We start from the raw sequence: 19,562 nt of genomic DNA on the forward strand, positions 1-19,562 counted from the left end.
GATGTCCTGCGCGGTGCGCGGGCGAATGATTCCGGACACGCGACCTCGCAAGGGGGAGAACACCTGGCAGCGCATCGCATGAAGAACCTGCGCGATGGCGGAGAGCACAGTGCGGACGGGTATTTCTGCGCGGTCACCCGCCAGGCCGCGGACTTACCGTTCGTGGACAGGCCGGAGGCGTCCCCGTTCGCTTCCGGCCTGACGACTTACGGTTTCCCGCCATCAAGGTCGGCGCCCTGACCGCCAACCCGGCCCGGCAGGCGCTGCTGGAGGAGCGCGTCAGCTGGGCTCAGAACGCCATGCGGGCCAGCCAGTGCTCCAGCAGCACCCCATCTCCGGTGACCTCCACCCGCTCGTCGTCGAGCGGAAGGCGGCGCGAGCACACCAGCATGAGGTCGGCCATCTCACCCGACAGCACCACGTCGGCCTCCACCGGCCCGCGCTCGTACCGAATCCCGCCGGGCGTCCTGATGATCACCCAGCCGTCCATGCCGCGGGGCCGCACCCCGATCCGCTCGCCCCGGCCGCGCAGCTCGACGAGCTCCGGCTTGAGCGTCTCCGCGCCCGGCGCGGCCAGCATCTCGACGCCCTCCGCGAACACGTCGGCCGCGAGGTCGCCGGCGATCTCGAACGCCACCCCGGTCGTGACCGCCGCGTCGTAGTGGTGGACGGCCGTGTCGGCCAGCATCCGCCGCAGCCAGAAGCGCGCGGGCCGCGGCCCCAGGAACGTCCACCGCTCGGTGTCCGCGCCGGTCTCCCTGACCGCGCCGATCAGGTCCTCGGTGCTCTCGCGCAGCCACGTCTCCCACCCGGCCGGCGCGCCCGGCTCGGCCTGCCACGGGTCGGGCACGGGCGGGACCTCGCCCTTGCGCACAACGCGGGCCGCATACCCGTACGCCTGCCCGATGTGCCCGACGAGCACGCGCAGCGGCCATTCCGGGCAGGTCGGCACGACGGCCTCCGGATCCCCTCCGGCGACCGCGCGGGCGAACCCCGCGGCCACCTCCCGCAGCCCTTCCTCGAGCCGCACGTCGTCCAGCGTCGACGCCATGATGATCTCCTCTCGAACGTCCATGCCGGTACCGTAGAAACTCCAGTCCGGTGGAGGTTCAAGTGCCTGAGATCGATCCGCGGCGGAGCGAGGACATCGATCTCAGGATGCCGGGCTCGGCTCGGCCAAGGGTGCTGCTCGAAGACACGCTCGGGATCGGCGACCTGTCCAGGATGACCGGCGTGCCGGTGCGGACGATCCGCTTCTACTGCGACGAGGGCCTCATCGACTCGATACGCAGCACGGGCGGCCACCGCAGGTTCGACCCGGCGACCGTGGAGCGGCTCGGGCTGGTCAGGCGGCTGCGCGGGCTCGGGCTCGGGCTGACCTCGATCAGGCATGTCCTCAGGGGCGAGCGATCCGTCGGCGAGGTCGTCGCCGCCGAGCGGGCCGCGCTCGACGTCCGGCTGGCGGACCTGGCCTGGCGGCGGGCCTCGCTGCGCGCGGTCGAGGAGGCGGGCCCGGCCGAGCGGGCGGCCCGGCTGGAGCTGCTGGCGGCGGTGGAGCGCGGGCCCGCCGCCCGCGACGTGGTGGTCGACTTCTGGCGGCGGGCGATGCTGGCCCCGATCTCCGGGGAGATGTTCGCCGCGTTCGTGGCCATGGCCGTGCCCGAGCCGCCGATCGAGCCGACCCCGCCGCAGGTGGTCGCGTACGCCGAGCTGGCCGCCCTGGCCGCCGACCGGTCGCTGACGCGCCGCCTGCTGGAGCGGGCCCGCGTCAACATCGAGCTGATCTCCGACGAGGAGGCGCTGATGTCCGGCGTCGGGGAGGCGTGCGCGCTGGCCGAGCCCCTGGTGCTGGCGGGGGAGCGGCCCCGCGAGGGTCCCGAGCTCGACCGGTTCGTGGCGGCGCACGCGTCCGTGCGGGGCCGCGGCGACACCCCGGAGTTCCGGCGCCGGCTGCTGGCCGACGTGGCGCACGACCGGGAGCCGTGGATGCGCCGCTACTGGCGGCTGGTGACCGAGGTCAGCGGCGAGGTGGTCACGCTCGGCTCCACCCACCTGTGGCTGGCCGATTCACTGGAGCGCTCGCTCACACCTCACCGCTTGTAACACACGACGCCATCGCCCGAAACATAAATTTCCTAAATTCCGGGCATGGCGGACATCTTTGATACATATGTCATGGCCGGTGCGTGGGATGAGATGTTCGAGCGGCCGGGCGTCCCCCGGCGTCAGTACCAGGCGCTGTTCGCGGCACTCCAGCCGCTCGGCGCTCACGAGCTGAGGTCCAGGGCCGACCAGCTCGCCAGGATGTTCACCGATCGCGGGGTCACCTTCGACTACGCGGGCGTCGAGAGGCCCTTCCCGCTCGACCTGGTCCCGCGCGTCATCGACGCCGCCGAGTGGGACCTCGTGACCCGCGGCGTGCGGCAGCGGATCCGCGCCCTGGAGGCGTTCCTCGACGACGTGTACGGCGAACGCCAGGTCTTGCACGACGGCGTGGTCCCCTGGCGGCTCCTGCACTCCAGCCCCCACTACCATCGGGTCGCCCACGGCTGGCGCCCGCCCAACGGCGTCCGCGTCCACGTCGGCGGCACGGACCTGATCCGCGACGAGCAGGGCGTCCTGCACGTGCTGGAGGACAACGTCCGCACCCCGAGCGGGGTCAGCTATGTGCTGGAGAACCGGCTCGCCATGACGCGCACCCTGCCCACGCTGTTCTCCGAGCAGTTCGTCCGCCCGGTCGAGGAGTACCCCGCCAGGCTCCTGGCCGCGCTCCGCGGGGCCGCCCCGGAGGGGATCACCGATCCCACCGTGGTGCTGCTCACGCCCGGCGTCTACAACGCCGCCTACTTCGAGCACGCGCTGCTGGCCCGCCTCATGGGCGTGGAGCTGGTCGAGGGCCGCGACCTGGTCTGCGAGAACAACCGCCTCTTCATGATCACCACGTACGGCCGCCGCCAGGTCCACGTCGTCTACCGCCGCGTCGACGACGACTTCCTCGACCCGCTGCACTTCCGCGGCGACTCCGTGCTCGGCTGCCCCGGGATCGTGAACGCCGCACGCGCCGGCAACGTCACCATCGCCAACGGCGTGGGCAACGGCGTCGCCGACGACAAGCTGATCTACACCTACGTGCCGGACCTGATCGACTACTACCTGGGGGAGACACCGCTGCTGCCCAACGTGGAGACCTACCGCCTGGACGATCCGGACGTGTGCGAGCAGGTGCTCGCCGACGCCGCCAAGGTGGTGCTGAAACCCGTGGACGGCGCCGGCGGCAAGGGCATCGTGATCGGGCCCATGGCCACGCCCGAGCAGCTGGCGGCCGTGCGGGAGGCCGTACGCGAGGATCCGCGCGGCTGGATCGCCCAGCGGCCGGTGCTGCTGTCCACCTCGCCCACCCTGGTCGGCGAGCGGCCCGCGCCGCGCCACATCGACCTGCGGCCGTTCGCCGTCAACGACGGCGACGACGTGTGGTTGCTGCCCGGCGGGCTCACCCGCGTCGCTCTGCCCGAGGGCGAGCTCGTGGTCAACTCCAGCAGGGGAGGCGGCTCCAAGGACACCTGGGTGCTCGGCGAGCCCTCCGCACCCGCACCCGCCGCCGCCTTCCCGGTCGCGGCCGGCGCCGCCCAGTGGAGCCCCATCCGCACCGCCGCATGGGAGGGAGAGCAATGACCCGTCCGCTGCTCAGCCGCATCGCCGAGACGCTCTACTGGATCGGCAGGTACGTCGAGCGCGCCGACGACACCGCCCGCCTGCTCGACGTGTCCGTGCACCGCATGCTCGACGACCCGGAGACCTCCCGCTCGCTGTACGCCGTGCTCGGCCTGAATCCCGCGGCTCCCGCCAGCGCCCAGGCCCTGATCCGGCGGATGGCCTACGACCTGGACGAGCCCGCCTCCATCGCGTCCTCCGTCCGGTCCGCCCGGGACAGCGCGCGCGGCGTGCGCGAGGTGCTGTCCAGTGAGGTGTGGGAGTGCCTCAACGTCACCTGGCACCACCTGTCCGGCCTGGAGTCGTTGCCGCCGCACGCGTACCTGGCGTTCGTCCGCGAGCGGGCCGCCCTCTTCTTCGGCCTGGCCGACGCCACGATGAGCAGGGACGACTGCTGGCGCTTCATCGTGCTCGGCCGCAGCCTGGAACGCGTCGACATGACCACCCGGCTGCTGGCCGTGCACCTCACCAGCGACTGGCGGCTGCTGCTGCAGGCCAGCGGCGCCGACGAGTCGTTCACCAGGACCCACGGCGCCAGGGACGGCGAGGTGCTGGAGTTCCTGCTGCTCGACCGGCTCTACCCGCGTTCGGTGGTCTACTCGCTGCTGACCGCGGAGAAGTGCCTGCGGGCCCTGGCGCCCGACACGGCCAGGGCCGGCGTGACCGACTCGGCGCAGGCCGCGATCGGGCGGGTGCGCGCCGGGCTGGAGTACGCCGACCTGGACGAACTCCAGGACCGGCTCCCGGAGCTGCTCGGCACCCTCCAGGAAGCGTGCGCGGCCGCCGGAGAAGCGATAACGAAGCGGTTCTTCCAGCGCAGGGAGGCGATGGCATGGGTTGGCGCGTGAAGGTCTCCCACGTGACGCACACGGAGTACGACGGCGAGGCTCACTCCTCCTACAACGAGGTCAGGATGACGCCCGCGCACCACGTGCTGTCCAGCCGCATCAAGGTCACCCCGTCCGTGCCGGTCTACACGTACGAGGACTACTGGGGGACCACGGTGAAGGCGTTCGACGTGTCGGAGCCGCACCGGTCGCTGACCATCGAGGCCGTCAGCAGGGTGGAGACCGGCGGGCCGCGCAAGCCCAGGCGGACCGCCTACGACCCCGACCCGTCGATGGAGGAGCTGCTGCGCCGCACCCCGATGACGGCCGTGAACGCCGACCTGGAGGAACTGGCCAGGACCCAGGCGAAGGGCCGCGACGTGCACGAGACGGCCGGGACGATCTGCGAGCTGGTGGCGGCGCGGGTGGAGTACATGCCGGGCTCGACCGGCGTGCAGACCTCCGCGCAGGAGGCGTGGGACCTGGGGCAGGGCGTCTGCCAGGACATGGCGCAGCTGACCGCGGGGCTGCTGCGCGCGGCCGGGCTGCCCGCCCGCTACGTCTCCGGCTACCTGCACCCGCGGCCGAGCGCCGAGATCGGCGAGCCGGTCGTGGGGCAGAGCCACGCGTGGGTGGAGTACTGGGCGGGGGAGTGGCTGCCGCTCGACCCGACGAACCGGACGTATGTGGGGGAGGCGCACGTGGTGGTGGCCCGCGGCCGGGACTATTCGGACGTGCCGCCGCTCAAGGGCGTCTACCAGGGGCCACCGGGCAGCCGCCAGGAGATCACGGTGACCGTCACGCGGCTGGGACCGGCTTCGCCCGCGCTCGGCCGGCTGTGAGGATTTCCCGCCTCAACGCGGGCTCGGCATCTCGTCAACGGCCGCCTCCGCACGCTGGGCGGGCCGGCTCGGGACACGGGCCGGGTCACAGGCGAGGAGAACCAAGAGCGTCGCCGGTGATGAGCTGCGACGTTTCCCGTCAGACTGGTCCCATGACACAGGACGGAGACGGCGGCCCGGGACGGCGTGCTGACGTGGCGGCACATCCTGGCCGAGGAGGTGCCGGAGGCGTGACCGGCCGGTTCCGGGCCATCGTGGACGTGCACGTCATGCTGGTGCGCGGTGACGAGCTGCTGCTGGCCCGCCGCGAGGGCACCGGCTATGGCGACGGATTGTGGCACCTGCCCTCGGGTCACCTGGAGGAGGGAGAATCGGTCACCGCCGCCGCCGTCAGGGAGGCGGCCGAGGAGATCGGAGTGACGATCGACCCGGCCGACCTGACGTTCGCCCACGTCATGCACCGCGCCCCCGAACGCGTCGGCCTCTTCTTCACCGTGGAGAAGTGGACCGGCGAACCGTACAACGCCGAGCCGCACAAGTGCTCGGAGATCGCCTGGTGGCCCATGGCCGCCCTGCCTCCGGACATGGTCGCCTACCCGGCCGCGGCCATCGCGGAGATCCTGGCCGGTGTCCCGTTCGCGGAGCATGATTGGTCTACAAATCATTGATGGCTCGTTAGAGAGTTGTATACAGTCGGAGGCATGCTCGACGGACGACTGCTCATCGACGCCCACCTGCATCCGCCCAGGATGTCCACGCTCAAACCCGCCTGGACCCGGTGGGCGGAGCAGTACGGAGCCCCCGGATGGCAATCGGCCTTCGACGACGACGGCGTGATCGTCCCGGCGGCGTTCGACGCGCTGCTGGAGGCCGAGGGCGTGGACCGGGCGATCCTGCTGTGCGAGTACAGCCCGAAGGCCACCGGGATCCAGCCGGTCGAGGACCTGCTGCCGATCGTCAAGCACAACCCGGACCGGTTCGCGTTCCTGGGCAACATCAACCCGCACCTGCACTATCCCATCGCCGCCGAGGTGCACCGGCAGGTGGACCTGGGCGCCGTGGGACTCAAGCTGCATCCGGTCCACGGCGGCTTCTCGGCGGCCGACCCCATGCTGTACCCGGCCTACCAGGCGTGCGTCGAGCGTGGCGTCCCGGTGGTCGTGCACTGCGGCACCAGCACGTTCCCCGGCTCGGTGAACGCCATGGCCGCGCCCGAGCTGCTCGATCCCGTCCTGCGCGACTTCCCCGAACTCACGCTGGTGCTGGCGCACGGCGGGCGCGGCTGGTGGTACGACCAGGCGGCCTTCCTGGCGCTCATGCACGACAACGTCTGGATCGAGCTGTCCGGCCTGCCGCCCTCCCGGCTCCCCGACTACTACCAGCGGTTCGACTTGCGGCGGCTGGCCCGCAAGTTCATCTTCGCCACCGACTGGCCCGGCGTCCCCGGCGTGGCGCGCAACGCCCGCGCCGTGGCCGCCCTGGACCTCGACGACGACACGCTCCGCGGGGTGCTCGGCGGCAACGCGATGCGCGTCTACTTCTCACGTACTACATAGCCTTGACGCGGCGACGGGTCGCCGTTGAAGTTGGAAGCATGGCGGGCATTGACTACTCCGAGCGCATCCCGAACAACGTCGACCTCGCGGAGGACCGCCGGTTGCGGCGGGCGCTGGAATCCTGGCAGCCGCGCTTCCTGCAGTGGTGGTCGGAGATGGGGCCGGCGCTGCCGACCCAGGACGTCTACCTGCGCACCGCCGTCTCCGTCGGCCGCGCGGGATGGGCGCACTTCGACCACGTGGCGCTGCCCGACTACCGGTGGGGCATCTTCCTGGCCGAGCGGGACGCCGACCGGCGCATCGCGTTCGGGCAGGACAAGGGCCGGCCGGTCTGGCAGCAGGTGCCCGGAGAGCACCGCGCCGACCTGCAGCGGCTCATCGTCATCCAGGGCGACACCGAGCCGGCCAGCGTCGAGCAGCAGCGCCGGCTCGGCCTGACCGCCCCCTCGCTGTACGACCTGCGCAACCTCTTCCAGGTGAACGTGGAGGAGGGGCGGCACCTGTGGGCCATGGTCTACCTGCTGCACGCCTACTTCGGCAGGGAGGGCCGCGAGGAGGCCGACGCGCTGCTGCTGCGCAACTCCGGCAGCGAGGATTCCCCGCGCATCCTGGGGGCCTTCAACGAGGAGACGCCGGACTGGCTGTCGTTCTTCATGTTCACGTACTTCACCGACCGCGACGGCAAGTACCAGCTCGGCACGCTGAAGGAGTCCGCGTTCGACCCGCTCAGCCGTACCTGCGAGTTCATGCTCAAAGAGGAGGCCCACCACATGTTCGTGGGCACCACGGGCGTGGACCGGGTGGTGGAGCGTACGGCGCAGCTCATGCGCGAGCACGACACCGACGACGTCGCCGCGCACGGCGGCATCCCGCTGGACGTCATCCAGAAGTACCTCAACTTCCACTACAGCGTCAGCGTCGACCTGTTCGGCAGCGAGACGTCCACCAATGTGGCCAACTACTTCACCGCCGGGCTCAAGGGCCGCTGGCAGGAGGAACGGCGCGCGGACGACCACGTGCTCACCGAGGCGTACGCGGTCGTGCCGCAGATCGAGCACGGACGGCTGGTGGACGTGCGGCTGCCCGCGCTCACGGCGCTCAACGCGGACCTGCGCGGCGAGTACATCGCCGACTGCGCCACCGGCGTCACCCGGTGGAACCGCATCCTCGCCGGGCACGGCCTCGATGCCGCGCTCTACCTGCCGCACATCGGGTTCAACCGCAAGGTCGGCGCGTTCGCCGGGCACCGCATCGCCCCGGACGGGCGTGTCCTCGACGAGGCGGCCTGGGCGGCGGGCAGGGATCGGTGGCTGCCGACGGCCGACGACAAGGCGCACGTCGAGGCGCTGATGCGGCCCGTGTACGAGCCGGGTAAGATCGCCGCCTGGGTGGCGCCGCCGCGCAACGGGATCAACGGCCGACCCTTCGACTACGAGTACGTCCATCTTTAATGCTACAAGCGGTTGACGCCACATCCGATCTATGTAGAGGATGCGCCTACGAATGTCCGCCTGGGGATGGGGACGGCCATGATGCCCGAGTCGTTCAACGCCAGCGTCTTTCTCGTGGACCGCCAGGTCGAGGCCGGCCGCGGCGATCACGTCGCGGTGACGGGGCCCACGGGCGCCATCACGTACGCCGAGCTCGCCGTCCGCGTCGCCGAGCTGGCCGCCGGTCTGCGGGAGCTGGGCGTCCGGCCGGAGGAGCGGGTGCTGCTCGTCATGTCGGACCGCCCCGAGACGGTGATCACCATCCTGGCGGTCATGCGGATGGGCGCGGTCGCCGTGCCGATCTCCACGATGTACAACGCCGCCGAGCTGGCCACGCTGTTCCGGGACTCGCGGGCGCGGGTCGCGGTGGCCACGCCCGAGTTCGCGCCCGCCGTGCGCGAGGCCGTCCAGAGCGCCCCCGAGGTGAGCACGCTCATCCTGATGGAGGACGCCGGGGCGCCGGCCCGGCTCTGGTCCGACGTGCTCGCGGCCGGACGGGCGGGCGGGCCCGCGTACGACAGCTGGCGGGACTCGCAGGCCCTGTGGCTCTACACCTCCGGCACCACCGGAGCCCCCAAGGCCGCCATGCACCGGCACGGCGCGATCCGCGACGTCTGCGAGACCTACGGGCGCCAGGTGCTCGGCATCCGGCCCGAGGACCGGTGCTTCTCCGTCGCCCGCCTGTTCTTCGCCTACGGCATCGGCAACTCGCTGTTCTTCCCCCTGTCCGCGGGCGCGACCGCGATCCTCGACCCGGCCAGGCCGACCCCCGCCGGGGTGATCACGCGGGTGATGGAGGAGCGGCCGACGCTGTTCTTCGCCGGCCCCACGTTCTTCGCGGCGCTGCTCGCCTCCGACGCACCCGCGGACGCGTTCCAGTCCGTACGGCTGGCCGTCTCGGCCGGTGAGGCGCTGCCCGCCGAGATCTACCGCCGCTTCACCGAGCGGTTCGGCGTCGACATCATCGACGGCCTCGGCTCCACCGAGGCCCTGCACATCTTCGTCTCCAACCGGCCGGGACAGGTCCGGCCGGGCAGCTCGGGCACGGTCGTGCCCGGGTACGAGACCAGGCTGCTCGACGACTTCGGCGCCCCGGCCGCGGACGGGGAGCCCGGCCACCTGTACGTCAAGGGCGACTCGATCGCCACCGGCTACTGGTGCCGCACCGCCACCACCCGCCAGGTGTTCCAGGGCGAGTGGCTGCGTACCGGCGACACCTACATCCGCGACGAGGACGGCTTCTACCGGTGCCTGGGCCGCTCCAACGACCTCATCAAGGCGGGCGGCATCTGGGTGTCGCCCATGGAGGTCGAGGCCAGGCTCCTGGAGCACTCGTCGGTCGGGGAGTGCGCCGTGGTGGCCCACATCGACGGCGACGGGCTCGAGAAGCCGGTGGCCTGCGTGGTCCCCGCCGCGGGCCGCGCGGTGGACGCCGCCGAGCTGGTCGCGTTCTGCCGGGAGGGCCTGGCCGCCTTCAAGCGCCCGCGCGAGGTGCTGGTCGTGGACGAGCTGCCGAAGACGGCCACCGGCAAGATCCAGCGCGTGGTGGTCCGGCAACTCGCCGCCGACCTGCTGGGCAAAAGCCACGCCCAGCCCGGATCCGCACCCGAGGATCGATCCAGCTGATCCCACGCCACCCGGTCATAAAAGCCGATCACGCTCGCCATCGGCTCACGATCCTGCCGCAACTCGACGTCGCCCACCCGGCCCACCGGCGCCACGCCGCGCGAGTTGCACAGGAAGACCTGGTCGAGGTCCGGCAGAGTGGACACCTTCAGCGGGCGGCGCCCCTGCGGCACATCCATGCGCTCCAGCAGCCTCATCGTGATCCCGTGCAGCATCGGTGCGTCCGGCCAGACCAGCCGGCCGCCCGCGAAGCCCCCCAGGTTGGTGATCGCGCCCTCGCTGATCAGCCCGTCCGCGGTGGTCAGCAGCACCTCGTCGAAACCCTCGCGGGCGGCCTGGCGGACGAGGTGCAGGTTGGCGCTCTCCAGCCGCTCGACGTGCAGGTCGAGCCCGCGCACGCGCCGGTCCCTGACCTGCATGGCGGTGAAGTGCCCGTAGCGTGCCTCCAGCGCGAAGCGCGCGTCGGCGTCCACCAGCCTGCTCTCGATCGCGGCGCGTCCCATCACATTGATCTACTTTGCGTAGACCGCGGTCGACCAGCGGACCGGGCGGTTGGTGTGATCGCCCCACATGCCCACCCGCCCGGTGATCGTCACCCGCTTGCCCTTGGGAACCGCGAACTCGCTCATCGCCATCGGGTACGGGCCCTCCTCCCAGACGGCGCAGCCCTTCACCGAAGGGTCACCCTTGCCGTTGACCTTGTAGGTGAACCACATCCGCGGTGCCAGATCGCCCGTGCAGAGCTGCTCGAGGCCGATCTTCCCGCTCGTGCTCTCCACCACAAGGGTGAAGGTTGTGTCCTCCCCCCACATGCCGGACACTGTGTCGCCCAGCTTCATGCCGCCCAGCTTGCCGGGGAAGTCGCGGAGCGGACCCGGGTCGACCGGCTCGGTGGGCGGCGTCCACTCGTAGACGGCCAGCCCCCAGTCGCCCCGCTTGGGCTTGACCGACACACAAGGTCCGCCCTTCTTCGCGACGGTGCACCCCCAGCCGGAGGTCTTCGTGTCGAACTCCACCGTGACCTCCGTGGCGTCCTTGGGCACGACGAGGGGGTGCAGCCGCATCTTGTTCTTCTCGAAGCACGGCCCGAAGCCTGGAAAACCCGTGTGCTTGCCGTTCACGGAAACCCTCGGAGTGACGATGCCGGGGCTGCCGCTGCAGAGCCCGGCCACGTCGATCGGCTTGCCGGAGACCGGCACGGTGACCGACACCTTCTCCGGACCGTTCGCCTTCATCGTGAGCGTGGCCAGCCGGCGGTACTCGGTGCCGTCGCCGGAGGCGAACGACTCCGGCAGTGCGGGCATGGGCTTGGCCGCCGCGGTCGTCTCAGGCGGCTGCTCCGTCGCGCCCGGGATCAGGCTCACCCCGGCCGCGACCGCCGCCACCACCGCGGCCCCCGCCGTCATCCGCCGCCGCAGGCGGGTCCTGCGGATGCGGGCGCGGACCTGGTCGTGGCGGCGCGGGTTCGCGGGCGACGGCGTTCCGGCCCGCTCCCGCAGGACGTCACGCAGGTCTTGCACGGTCATCGGTGCAGCTCCTTCACGATCGACTCGTCCACTCGCAGCTTGGCCAGCGCCTTGGCGGTCTGGCTCTTGACCGTGCCCTCCTGGCAGCCGAGCACCCTGGCCACCTCCGCCACCGGCAGGTCCTCGTAGAAGCGCAGCACGATCACCGCGCGCTGCCGGGCGGGCAGGCGGCCCACCGCCTGCCACAGCTCCTCGCCCGGCCCGGCGTGCCGGTCGTGCGCGGCCTCGTCGGGCAGGTCCGCGCTGGGCAACTCTCGGCGCCACCTGCGCCGCCACCAGGACGTGTACGTGGTCACCAGCACCCTGCGCACGTACGCCTCGGGCTCGTCGATGCCCGGCCACGCGAACCACGCCTTGGCCAGGGACTCCTGCAGCAGGTCCTCGGCCGTGCCCCAGTCACGGGTCAGCAGGTACGCGGTGCGTAACAGCCGGTCGGACCTCGCGACCACAAAGTCTAGAAATATCGCCCTATCCGCCAAGTGGATGCCTCCCGTCGAAGCCTGCTGACGGTAGTGACGCATCGAGTGCGACGCCAGGTTGCCCATGTGTCAAGCCACTTTGAACCGTACGAAGACCGCCCGCGGCAGAGGCCGGGCCGTATCCCGGCCGGCACGGGACGAGTCGGTGGGGTGGATCTCCGGCATCTTGCGACGGGCGGCGTGGCCGGTCAGGTGGCGCCTGCCCGGACGACCGTGAACGGCGCCAGCTCGCCCAGCCCGCGCACCGACAACCGGCTGACCGGCCGCAGCAGGAAGGCCCGGTCGCCCTCCAGTTCCTCGGCCAGCGCCGGGTCGGCCAGGATCGTGCCGGGCAGCGCCAGTGCGGTGAGCCTGCTGGCCAGGTTGACGGTGGTGCCGAACACGTCGCCCATCCGCCAGATCACCGGCCCGGACGCCAGCCCCACCCGCAGCTCGGGCAGGCCTTTGGCACGCGCGTGCAGCTCGATGAGCCGCAGCGCGATCTCGGCCGCCACGTGCGACTTCTCGGCCACGAACAGCACGGAGTCGCCGAGCGTCTTGATCACCCGCCCGCCGGACGTCGCGTATCTCTGGGACAGCAGCGGTCCGCCGACGGCCTCGTCTGCACAGAACAGCGACGGTAGGCAGTCCGGCGCCGCGGTGGCCGATATTCCGTCCCCGCCCGCCAGCGACAAGCATTGGCAGTACGGCTTCAGTTCGATATCGCTGCAGAAGAACTGGATTCTCGGCATCGCGATGGCCTCCCATTGGGAGCCGTTCCCAAACTGTTCGCCCAGTTCGTGCTCGAACAACGTGGTCCAGTGGAAACTCGACCCGGTCAGGAACGCCATGAAGTTCTACCCGAGGGGGTCGTAGCTGGGGCACCGGTCTCAACGCGCCGACGGCGAGCTGGACCAACGCGCTCGGCAAGTACATTCTGAAGAACTCCTCGGCTTCGATCACCTCCACGTTGTGCTTCAAGGTGGCGAAGAAGAGCACGACGTCCACGATCGGGTTCAGGCTCGGATTCGAGGGGAGGCAGGGAGCAGGCGACGTCAACGGCAGCTTCCAGGTGTCGACGTCGATGGATGACATCTGCCAGAACGTTACCGCCAAATGGAAGCGCGGCTACGCGAACAAGCCCGTCACCTTCGACCCTTATCTCGGGCGGGGCGAGTGCGCGGATGTCCTGGGCAACTGCAGGATCATGGCCTACCGATCGGAGCTGACCGGCCATCTCACCTTCGCGTACTACACCGACAAGGACGGTAAGGAGAAGACCTATCAAGAAGAGCGGGTCGGCATTTCCTGCAATTGGGCGGTGCCCAACGGCACGCAGGCCGGCTCACTGACGAAGAACTGCCTCAGAAGCCTCTGATACAAGCGATCCGGGACGGGGCGCGGGCCCCGCGCCCCGTCCCGGGCCCATCAAGGAAAGGTGTGATGCCGAAAGTGCGCGGAATAGCGATGACGGCAGGATTGTGTTCGGTGCTGCTGATGGCGTGCGGCGCCGCGGACTCGATTCCCCGGTACACGGACATCGATCACTTCGGATATGTCATGGCCAACGCCTTCCGTGCGTCTCACCCTGAGTACGTCGTGGGCTCCGGCGACTATGCCTTCGAGCGGCGGCCGGACGAGATGGCCATCGACCTGCACGCCTCGCCCAACGGGGAATCGAGCGGCGCCGTCGCGGCGTTCGGTATCCGCCAGGACCGGGACTCGGGAGGTTTCTCCTGCACGATCGGCGGCGACCGCGAGCCGGTTCCGCTTGAAGCGGCCGTCCGGCGGCTCGACACCCCCGAATCCCAGGCTTTGTCCGCCGCGCTGCGCCGGGTCGGGCAGCGCGGCGGGTCGGCAAAAGAGGACGTCGACGCCGCTTTACAGCAGGCGAGCCGCACCAAGGAGGTCACGGCGGTCGTGGAATTGACGCAGCCTTTGACGGCGGACGAAATCCGCGGCCGCAAGCATCTGCCCGTGAACAACGGGGTCTTCTCCCCCGCGCTCGGCGGGACGCCGGTTTACTGGGACAGCCGGGTCGGCCTGTTCTGCCACGTATGCGGAGGCGACGGCGACGCGGTCACGCGAGACTTCCGTCATTGGGTGGATTCCTTGCTGCCGTCCGACGAACCCGCGCTTCAGCACTTCGGGCTGGGCCTTGCCCGGTTGAATGAGGCGGCACGGGCCGGAAGGATTCATGCCTACATTCAGCATGCGGAGAATCCTGCGCTTCTGCGCAAGCTCCTGAAGCAGGACTATGTCAAGACCATGTACATCGTGCGCGTCGCCGGCCATTGCGCCGACGACGAACCCGATGAGTGCTCGTGGCCCGGCGACGGGCAACTGTACGGCTGACGGGCGAGCGCGTCGCCGGCTTCCCGGGGAGGTCCTTGTTCGGCGGGCGCGAGCCTGGCGACCGGCCGTCTGCCGCGAAGATGACTCGACCCCTGGAGCACCGCATGCGAGCGAGACCAGGCGTGGACGGCTGCCGAGCTCACCGGTTCATCCGTGATCGCGCTCAGGATCGCGTTGGTGGAGATCGTTTAGCTCACGGCGCCCATGACGATCAGCTTCCAGAGATCGAGGACGTCCAGCCGCCTCCTGTCGCGCCCGGTCTCCATGATCGTGGGCTCGCCGGACTCGTGATGCTCCGTCCGGCGGATCACGTCGCTCCCACCTTCAATGCACAGCTCGTACTCCACGTTCCCGCGCGTGGCGAAATCCCTCACCCGTGATCGCGGCACCCTTCGGAAATCGTACGGGCTCCACTCCGCGGCGATTGTCCCGGAGACGGCGGTCATGCCCACCGCTCCGGCCCGCTGCCGACCGCCGTGTGCCGGAGACGGTTCAGGTATGTCGTCGGCCCGTCGATCCGGCCCAGGTTTTGCGACCATCGTGGGCAGGTCTTGAGCGCCACATCGAAGGCGACGACTTCGCCCCAACCGCCCTCGGCTAGCCCTTCGATCAGCCACGTCCACGCGAACATGAGATCCGTCGTGAGAATCGCCCCCGAAACCTCCTCAGGCTTCACCGAGTTGACGTGAGCCTGCACGAGGTAGACGTTCAGCGCGTTCGGGGGCACGTAGATGACCATGCCGTTGATCTCGACGGCCACTTTGTCAGCAGGCGGCGCTTGTGCCACGTTTTCCATCACATCGAGCCCCTCAGGTCTGACTTGCAAGAGCGTCGCCTGCGCCACGACGCTGAGCACGTTCCGGCCGGTGCCTTGAACAAGGGCGTGTAGATCGGCGTCGGTCATCGGCTTTCTCCGAGTAGCTGTCGCTGGTCGTAGTTGTGCAGCTACCGTGAAGCATGTTCCGCTGTGTGCCCGTAGATCGAGAGGTTGCCTGGACGGGGCAACAGGCAACGGAGAGAGGCAACGATGGGATTCGGCGAGCAACTGCGACACTGGCGGGAACGCCGCAAGGTGTCACTGTCAGGGCTCGCCCGTGCCACCCACTACTCCAAGGGGTACCTGAGCCGCGTTGAAAGGGGCCTTCGGCGCCCCGAGCGGCTGCTGGCGGAACTCGCCGACGAGGCTCTGGGCGCGAACGGCAAGCTCGTCGAGGCATGGGTGAGTGAGTTCGGTGAGAAGCCTATGCTCAGGTCAAGCGCAGGAGGTGAGACAACGAAACGGCGTACGTTCCTCAAGAGCGCGAGCACGGCACTGGTCGCGCCCGCTCTGGCTGAGCCGAGCCCGAGTGCCGATGCTGTCTCGCGGCTTCGTGATGCTCTGGTTCCAGACGCGCCCGCCCAGGTCACGACCCTGGTGCCCGCGCACCTCGCTCGTGCGGTCACCCGCGCGCGCCGCGACTTCACCGCGGCCCGTTATCAGGGCCTGGCCGATGATCTCGCCGAGCTGATACCCGTTGCCCGCAGTGCCGCCGACCCGGCAGGGCACGCGCTGGCCGCGCAGGTCTACCACCTGGCCGCCCGGACGCTCATCAAGCTGTCCGCTCCGCCGTATGCGTGGGTGGCGGCGCACCAAGCCGAGCAGGCGGCGAGAGTGAGCGGCGACCTCCGCGCCATCGCCGAGGCGCGACGAGACATGGTCAGTCTCTTCCACCGTGCTGACGACTACCGCAAGGCTCGCGACCTCACCGCCAGTGCCGCCGAGCTGCTGCGCCCTCATCTGCCCGAGGTGACTCCCGCTGCGCGGGGTGCGTACGGAGCCCTGATGTCAACTGGTGCCATCGCCGCCGCCCGGTTGGAGGATCGGCACAGCGCCCTGAGCATGCTGGAAGAGGCCGACGAGGCGGCCCAGCACGCGCCCAAGCTCGTTCTGTCGGCGGGGCATGTGATGACGTACCGAATCGGTGTGTCCATCATCCTCGGAGACGCAGGAACGGCCATCGACCACGCTCGGCATGTCACCCCTGACGAGATCCCAACCGTGGAGCGGCGCGCGAGCTACTACATAGGGATCGCAGAGGCGTACACGCTGTGGGGCAAGACGGACAGAGCTGTCCGCGCCCTGCTGGTCGCCGAGAAAATCGCGCCCGCCGAGGTACGCCGGTCGAGCCCACGACGAGTCATTGAGGACCTGCTGCATCGCGACCGGCACAGCAACCTGTCGGGACTGCGGGCACTCGCACGCCGTGTATCCGTGACGTTATGAGCTGGCTTGCCGGCGAGCGGCTGACCCCGACGGGGCGGGCATTCGCACTTTGCTAGCATGTTGATGTGTCTGGGATCATCTACATTCGCGATGTCGACGACGATGTCATTGAAACCCTGAAACAGCGCGCGGTCGAGGCACGCATGTCGCTGTCGGCCTATGCGGGGCAGCAGCTAGCCATGATCGCCAGAAGGCCCAGCAACGCTGATGTGATCCGGCGTGCCCGCCAGCGCGGAGCGGCCCGGCGCGAGCGTGGAGCCGTTACTCCTTCCACAGAGGAGATCGTCGAGGTGGTACGGGCCGGGCGGGATCGCGATGCCATGGGTGGCGCTGAATGATCGTCGATTCCTCAGCGCTGGTCGAGGCGTACACGTCCAGCACTCCCGATGACGAACTGCTGGGGGCGTTGGAGTCGGGAGATCTTCATGCTCCTCATCTGCTGGAATTGGAGTTCGCGTCGGTGCTTCGCGGACTTGCGCTCGGCAAGAAGCTGGACGCGCAGGTGGCCGAGGAGGCCAGGCAACTCTATGCCGAGACGTGGATTCAGCTTCAGCCGGTCACAGGGCTGATAGATCGGATCTGGGAGCTGCGCCACAACTTCACCCCCTACGATGCTGCTTATATCGTGCTGGCCGAGGCGCTTGAGATGCCACTGGTCACCTGCGACGCCAAGCTGCTTCCTGAACAGGGCAACAAACGCTTGCATGGTGCCGAGGTCCTTCTGTATCCGAAGACGGCGCAGTAACAACCCGCCTCTGCGGTCATGAGATCCGCCGGATCGGGAGCTATGATCTGGCAACCGTGATACCTCCACCCGTGCCCAAGCTGGACGTCGGGCGGCATCTGCGGGATCTCCCCGTCCCGCTCGCCTACGACGGCCCCTGTCCCGGAGGCCAGGTCGGGGCCGCCTACGTGCGCTGGCCCGACGGGCACCGCTCCGTCCTCACCCGCGGGCCCGACGTCGGCCCGCTGCTCGCGGTGGCCCGCGCCCACGGCATCCCCGCCCCGGCGTACGAGCTCGTCCACCCGCCGGTCGTGGTCCAAGAGCTGCTGCCGGGCGTCACCCCGCGGGAGCCGGACGCTCGGACCGTCCGGTCCATGGTCGAGATCAACCGGCGCTGCCGCGGCGTTCTCGCGGGGCGCGCCGACCTGCCCGCGCTCCGGCTGCATCTGCGTGCGGACGGGCCCGGCTTCTGCCTGCATGGTTCGCTGCGCGCCTACGACAGCCGCACCCGCCGCCTGCTCGACCAGATCGAGGAGATCGGCCGGGCCTTCCCGGACACGCTGGAGGGCGACGACCTCGTCCACACCGACTTCCATCCGGAGAACGTCCTGGTGGACGAGGCCGGCACGGTCACCGGCGTGATCGACTGGGACGGCGCGACGCGCGGCGATGCCGACTTCGACCTGGTCACGCTCCGGTTCGACCTGGCCAACCGCGCCCCCGGCCTGTTGTCCCGCGTACCGGGCACGGTCAACGCGGTGTGCTGGGCGCACATGAGCCTGCGTCAGGTGGACTGGGCGATCCGCCACTTCACCGCCTCCGACGTCAGCGCCTGGCTGTACATCGCCGAACGCCTCAAGCCGGCCGAGTAGCACGCATCCGTCAGGTGGCGCCTGCCCGGACGACCGTGAACGGCGCCAGCTCGCCCAGCCCGCGCACCGACAACCGGCTGACCGGCCGCAGCAGGAAGGCCCGGTCGCCCTCCAGTTCCTCGGCCAGCGCCGGGTCGGCCAGGATCGTGCCGGGCAGCGCCAGTGCGGTGAGCCTGCTGGCCAGGTTGACGGTGGTGCCGAACACGTCGCCCATCCGCCAGATCACCGGCCCGGACGCCAGCCCCACCCGCAGCTCGGGCAGGCCTTTGGCACGCGCGTGCAGCTCGATGAGCCGCAGCGCGATCTCGGCCGCCACGTGCGACTTCTCGGCCACGAACAGCACGGAGTCGCCGAGCGTCTTGATCACCCGCCCGCCCGTGGAGGTGACGATGTCGGCCGAGCGCCCCTCGAACCTGTCGATCAGCCGGGCCAGCTCGCTGCCCGTGATCTGCCGGCTCAGCCGGGTGAAGGCGACCAGGTCGGCGAAGCCGACGGCCAGGCGTACCGAGCTCATGTCCTGGTCGGCGATGCGGCCCGCGGCGGCGGCGAGCTGCCGCTGCCAGGCGTAGACCAGCAGCTTGGCCAGGTCGGGCACCACCCGCTCGGCCCGCCTGCGCCAGGCCCGCGTGCGGTCGGCCAGCGGCACCCCGGCCTGGTCGAGCACCTCGACGCCAAGCTCGGCCTGTGACTCGGCGAGCCGGGCCGTGGCCGCCCCCAGGGAGCGGGCCATCAGCAGCACGTGTTCCTCGTCGTAGATGCCCGAGCTGACCATGCCGAGCAGCGTCTTGAGCGCCTCGACGTCGGAGTCGGTGAACTCGACCGCGTCGTCGGCCACGTTGGCGAACCCGAGGGCACGCCAGAAGCGCCGCGCGCGGTAGACCGGCACTCCCGCCATCTCGGCGACCTGGTGGCTGGTATAGCGGCGCGGCTCGCGCAGAAAGGCCTCTGCCAGCCCGTCCCCATCGCGCGCCACGTGGGAAAACATAACACCCTGTGGGGCAAATCACTCCAGAAGCGTCCGCAGCGCCGCGCCGGTGGACATCGACTGTGCAGGCGTGTACGCCTCTTGACCGGAACGGCCGCTGACTGGCAATGTGCGTAGCCTACTGGTCCGACCAGTGCACTGGCCAGGAGGCTGCAGGACGTGAGGCGCATCGGACTCCCGGCCGGCGACCGGCTGCCGAGCCGCTGGACGCGGTCGGGGCTGCCCGCCGGCGAACCGGTCAGCGCCCTGGACGTATTCGTACGAGGGCAGATACTCAACCTGCCGGCCGGCCTCGTCGGCGAGTTCTGGCTGACGCTCGTGTTCGTC

21 protein-coding genes and 1 pseudogene are annotated in these 19,562 nt (G+C 70.0%); 14 read left to right on the top strand and 8 right to left on the bottom strand.

Annotated features, from left to right (window positions below; genetic code table 11):
- Positions 1 to 289 precede the first annotated feature (289 nt).
- Positions 290 to 1,075 (bottom strand): maleylpyruvate isomerase family mycothiol-dependent enzyme, encoded by a 786-nt coding sequence (locus tag ACIBX3_RS18895; RefSeq protein ID WP_397118534.1) that lies wholly within the window; start codon positions 1,073 to 1,075, stop codon positions 290 to 292.
- Between the two features lie 38 nt (positions 1,076 to 1,113).
- Here ACIBX3_RS18895 and ACIBX3_RS18900 point away from each other — a divergent pair, with 38 nt between their 5' ends.
- The 8 genes from ACIBX3_RS18900 to ACIBX3_RS18935 all read left to right on the top strand — a co-directional run bounded on the left by ACIBX3_RS18900 (position 1,114) and on the right by ACIBX3_RS18935 (position 10,052).
- Positions 1,114 to 2,103, top strand: a complete 990-nt coding sequence (locus tag ACIBX3_RS18900; RefSeq protein ID WP_397118536.1) for a MerR family transcriptional regulator — start codon at positions 1,114 to 1,116, stop codon at positions 2,101 to 2,103.
- Positions 2,104 to 2,148: 45 nt separating this feature from the next.
- Positions 2,149 to 3,672, top strand: a complete 1,524-nt coding sequence (locus ACIBX3_RS18905; protein WP_397118538.1) for a circularly permuted type 2 ATP-grasp protein — start codon at positions 2,149 to 2,151, stop codon at positions 3,670 to 3,672.
- Positions 3,669 to 4,559: an alpha-E domain-containing protein gene (locus ACIBX3_RS18910; protein WP_397118540.1), complete on the top strand. Its 891-nt coding sequence runs from the start codon at positions 3,669 to 3,671 to the stop codon at positions 4,557 to 4,559. Before ACIBX3_RS18905 ends, ACIBX3_RS18910 begins: the two co-directional genes overlap by 4 nt.
- Entirely contained in the window at positions 4,544 to 5,380 is an 837-nt protein-coding gene (locus ACIBX3_RS18915; protein ID WP_397118542.1) for a transglutaminase domain-containing protein, read from the top strand. The genes ACIBX3_RS18910 and ACIBX3_RS18915 overlap by 16 nt, the downstream gene beginning before the upstream one ends.
- A 230-nt stretch (positions 5,381 to 5,610) precedes the next feature.
- Positions 5,611 to 6,048 carry an NUDIX domain-containing protein gene (locus tag ACIBX3_RS18920; RefSeq protein WP_397118544.1) on the top strand — a complete coding sequence of 146 codons (438 nt, stop codon included), beginning with the start codon at positions 5,611 to 5,613 and terminating at the stop codon, positions 6,046 to 6,048.
- Positions 6,049 to 6,081: 33 nt separating this feature from the next.
- Positions 6,082 to 6,936 (top strand): amidohydrolase family protein, encoded by an 855-nt coding sequence (locus ACIBX3_RS18925; protein WP_397118546.1) that lies wholly within the window; start codon positions 6,082 to 6,084, stop codon positions 6,934 to 6,936.
- A 38-nt stretch (positions 6,937 to 6,974) separates the two neighbouring features.
- Complete coding sequence (gene boxB / locus ACIBX3_RS18930) at positions 6,975 to 8,387, top strand: benzoyl-CoA 2,3-epoxidase subunit BoxB (RefSeq protein WP_397118548.1); 1,413 nt, start codon at positions 6,975 to 6,977, stop codon at positions 8,385 to 8,387.
- Positions 8,388 to 8,465: 78 nt separating this feature from the next.
- Positions 8,466 to 10,052, top strand: coding sequence for a benzoate-CoA ligase family protein (locus ACIBX3_RS18935; RefSeq protein WP_397118550.1), 1,587 nt, complete (start codon positions 8,466 to 8,468; stop codon positions 10,050 to 10,052).
- An 89-nt stretch (positions 10,053 to 10,141) separates the two neighbouring features.
- On the opposite strand, the pseudogene ACIBX3_RS18940 reads toward ACIBX3_RS18935, so the two are convergent.
- The 4 genes and pseudogenes from ACIBX3_RS18940 to ACIBX3_RS18955 all read right to left on the bottom strand — a co-directional run.
- A pseudogene (locus ACIBX3_RS18940) lies at positions 10,142 to 10,555 on the bottom strand (aminotransferase class IV); the annotation flags it as partial.
- A 9-nt stretch (positions 10,556 to 10,564) separates the two neighbouring features.
- Entirely contained in the window at positions 10,565 to 11,578 is a 1,014-nt protein-coding gene (locus ACIBX3_RS18945) for a hypothetical protein (protein ID WP_397118552.1), read from the bottom strand.
- On the bottom strand, positions 11,575 to 12,027 hold the full coding sequence (locus ACIBX3_RS18950; protein ID WP_397118554.1) for a SigE family RNA polymerase sigma factor: 453 nt from the start codon (positions 12,025 to 12,027) through the stop codon (positions 11,575 to 11,577). Before ACIBX3_RS18950 ends, ACIBX3_RS18945 begins: the two co-directional genes overlap by 4 nt.
- Positions 12,028 to 12,245: 218 nt before the next feature.
- Positions 12,246 to 12,887 (bottom strand): adenylate/guanylate cyclase domain-containing protein, encoded by a 642-nt coding sequence (locus ACIBX3_RS18955; protein WP_397118556.1) that lies wholly within the window; start codon positions 12,885 to 12,887, stop codon positions 12,246 to 12,248.
- A 131-nt stretch (positions 12,888 to 13,018) separates the two neighbouring features.
- Here ACIBX3_RS18955 and ACIBX3_RS18960 point away from each other — a divergent pair, with 131 nt between their 5' ends.
- Together ACIBX3_RS18960 and ACIBX3_RS18965 are read left to right on the top strand one after the other, a co-directional pair.
- Complete coding sequence (locus ACIBX3_RS18960) at positions 13,019 to 13,414, top strand: hypothetical protein (protein ID WP_397118558.1); 396 nt, start codon at positions 13,019 to 13,021, stop codon at positions 13,412 to 13,414.
- A 65-nt stretch (positions 13,415 to 13,479) separates the two neighbouring features.
- Positions 13,480 to 14,391 carry a hypothetical protein gene (locus tag ACIBX3_RS18965; protein WP_397118560.1) on the top strand — a complete coding sequence of 304 codons (912 nt, stop codon included), beginning with the start codon at positions 13,480 to 13,482 and terminating at the stop codon, positions 14,389 to 14,391.
- A 188-nt stretch (positions 14,392 to 14,579) separates the two neighbouring features.
- Here the strand turns inward: ACIBX3_RS18965 and ACIBX3_RS18970 are convergent, their stop codons facing one another.
- On the bottom strand, positions 14,580 to 14,702 hold the full coding sequence (locus ACIBX3_RS18970) for a hypothetical protein (protein WP_397118562.1): 123 nt from the start codon (positions 14,700 to 14,702) through the stop codon (positions 14,580 to 14,582).
- Between the two features lie 131 nt (positions 14,703 to 14,833).
- A complete protein-coding gene (locus ACIBX3_RS18975; RefSeq protein ID WP_397118564.1) occupies positions 14,834 to 15,295 on the bottom strand; it encodes a hypothetical protein in 462 nt (153 codons plus the stop codon).
- A 123-nt stretch (positions 15,296 to 15,418) separates the two neighbouring features.
- On the opposite strand from ACIBX3_RS18975, the gene ACIBX3_RS18980 reads away from it, so the two are divergent.
- The 4 genes from ACIBX3_RS18980 to ACIBX3_RS18995 all read left to right on the top strand — a co-directional run bounded on the left by ACIBX3_RS18980 (position 15,419) and on the right by ACIBX3_RS18995 (position 18,250).
- Positions 15,419 to 16,654, top strand: a complete 1,236-nt coding sequence (locus ACIBX3_RS18980) for a helix-turn-helix domain-containing protein (protein WP_397118566.1) — start codon at positions 15,419 to 15,421, stop codon at positions 16,652 to 16,654.
- Between the two features lie 65 nt (positions 16,655 to 16,719).
- Positions 16,720 to 16,992: a hypothetical protein gene (locus ACIBX3_RS18985; RefSeq protein WP_397118568.1), complete on the top strand. Its 273-nt coding sequence runs from the start codon at positions 16,720 to 16,722 to the stop codon at positions 16,990 to 16,992.
- Positions 16,989 to 17,399: a type II toxin-antitoxin system VapC family toxin gene (locus ACIBX3_RS18990; RefSeq protein WP_397118570.1), complete on the top strand. Its 411-nt coding sequence runs from the start codon at positions 16,989 to 16,991 to the stop codon at positions 17,397 to 17,399. The genes ACIBX3_RS18985 and ACIBX3_RS18990 overlap by 4 nt, the downstream gene beginning before the upstream one ends.
- Before the next feature lie 71 nt (positions 17,400 to 17,470).
- The gene (locus ACIBX3_RS18995) at positions 17,471 to 18,250 is read left to right on the top strand and encodes a phosphotransferase (protein ID WP_397118572.1); all 780 of its coding nucleotides are present in this window, start codon (positions 17,471 to 17,473) and stop codon (positions 18,248 to 18,250) included.
- A gap of 10 nt (positions 18,251 to 18,260) precedes the next feature.
- Here the strand turns inward: ACIBX3_RS18995 and ACIBX3_RS19000 are convergent, their stop codons facing one another.
- Positions 18,261 to 19,223 (bottom strand): adenylate/guanylate cyclase domain-containing protein, encoded by a 963-nt coding sequence (locus tag ACIBX3_RS19000; RefSeq protein WP_397118574.1) that lies wholly within the window; start codon positions 19,221 to 19,223, stop codon positions 18,261 to 18,263.
- Positions 19,224 to 19,562: the final 339 nt, after the last annotated feature.

It is taken from the genome of Nonomuraea sp. NPDC049480, from assembly GCF_044465905.1.
In the GTDB taxonomy this organism is placed as follows: Bacteria; Actinomycetota; Actinomycetes; order Streptosporangiales; family Streptosporangiaceae; genus Nonomuraea.

Coding starts and splice junctions, on each gene's coding strand:
- ACIBX3_RS18895 (WP_397118534.1), bottom strand. CDS start 1,075: ATGGACGTTCGAGAGGAGATCATCATGGCGTCGACGCTGGACGACGTG.
- ACIBX3_RS18905 (WP_397118538.1), top strand. CDS start 2,149: ATGGCGGACATCTTTGATACATATGTCATGGCCGGTGCGTGGGATGAG.
- ACIBX3_RS18910 (WP_397118540.1), top strand. CDS start 3,669: ATGACCCGTCCGCTGCTCAGCCGCATCGCCGAGACGCTCTACTGGATC.
- ACIBX3_RS18915 (WP_397118542.1), top strand. CDS start 4,544: ATGGGTTGGCGCGTGAAGGTCTCCCACGTGACGCACACGGAGTACGAC.
- ACIBX3_RS18925 (WP_397118546.1), top strand. CDS start 6,082: ATGCTCGACGGACGACTGCTCATCGACGCCCACCTGCATCCGCCCAGG.
- boxB (WP_397118548.1), top strand. CDS start 6,975: ATGGCGGGCATTGACTACTCCGAGCGCATCCCGAACAACGTCGACCTC.
- ACIBX3_RS18935 (WP_397118550.1), top strand. CDS start 8,466: ATGATGCCCGAGTCGTTCAACGCCAGCGTCTTTCTCGTGGACCGCCAG.
- ACIBX3_RS18945 (WP_397118552.1), bottom strand. CDS start 11,578: ATGACCGTGCAAGACCTGCGTGACGTCCTGCGGGAGCGGGCCGGAACG.
- ACIBX3_RS18955 (WP_397118556.1), bottom strand. CDS start 12,887: ATGGCGTTCCTGACCGGGTCGAGTTTCCACTGGACCACGTTGTTCGAG.
- ACIBX3_RS18965 (WP_397118560.1), top strand. CDS start 13,480: ATGCCGAAAGTGCGCGGAATAGCGATGACGGCAGGATTGTGTTCGGTG.
- ACIBX3_RS18975 (WP_397118564.1), bottom strand. CDS start 15,295: ATGACCGACGCCGATCTACACGCCCTTGTTCAAGGCACCGGCCGGAAC.
- ACIBX3_RS18980 (WP_397118566.1), top strand. CDS start 15,419: ATGGGATTCGGCGAGCAACTGCGACACTGGCGGGAACGCCGCAAGGTG.
- ACIBX3_RS18990 (WP_397118570.1), top strand. CDS start 16,989: ATGATCGTCGATTCCTCAGCGCTGGTCGAGGCGTACACGTCCAGCACT.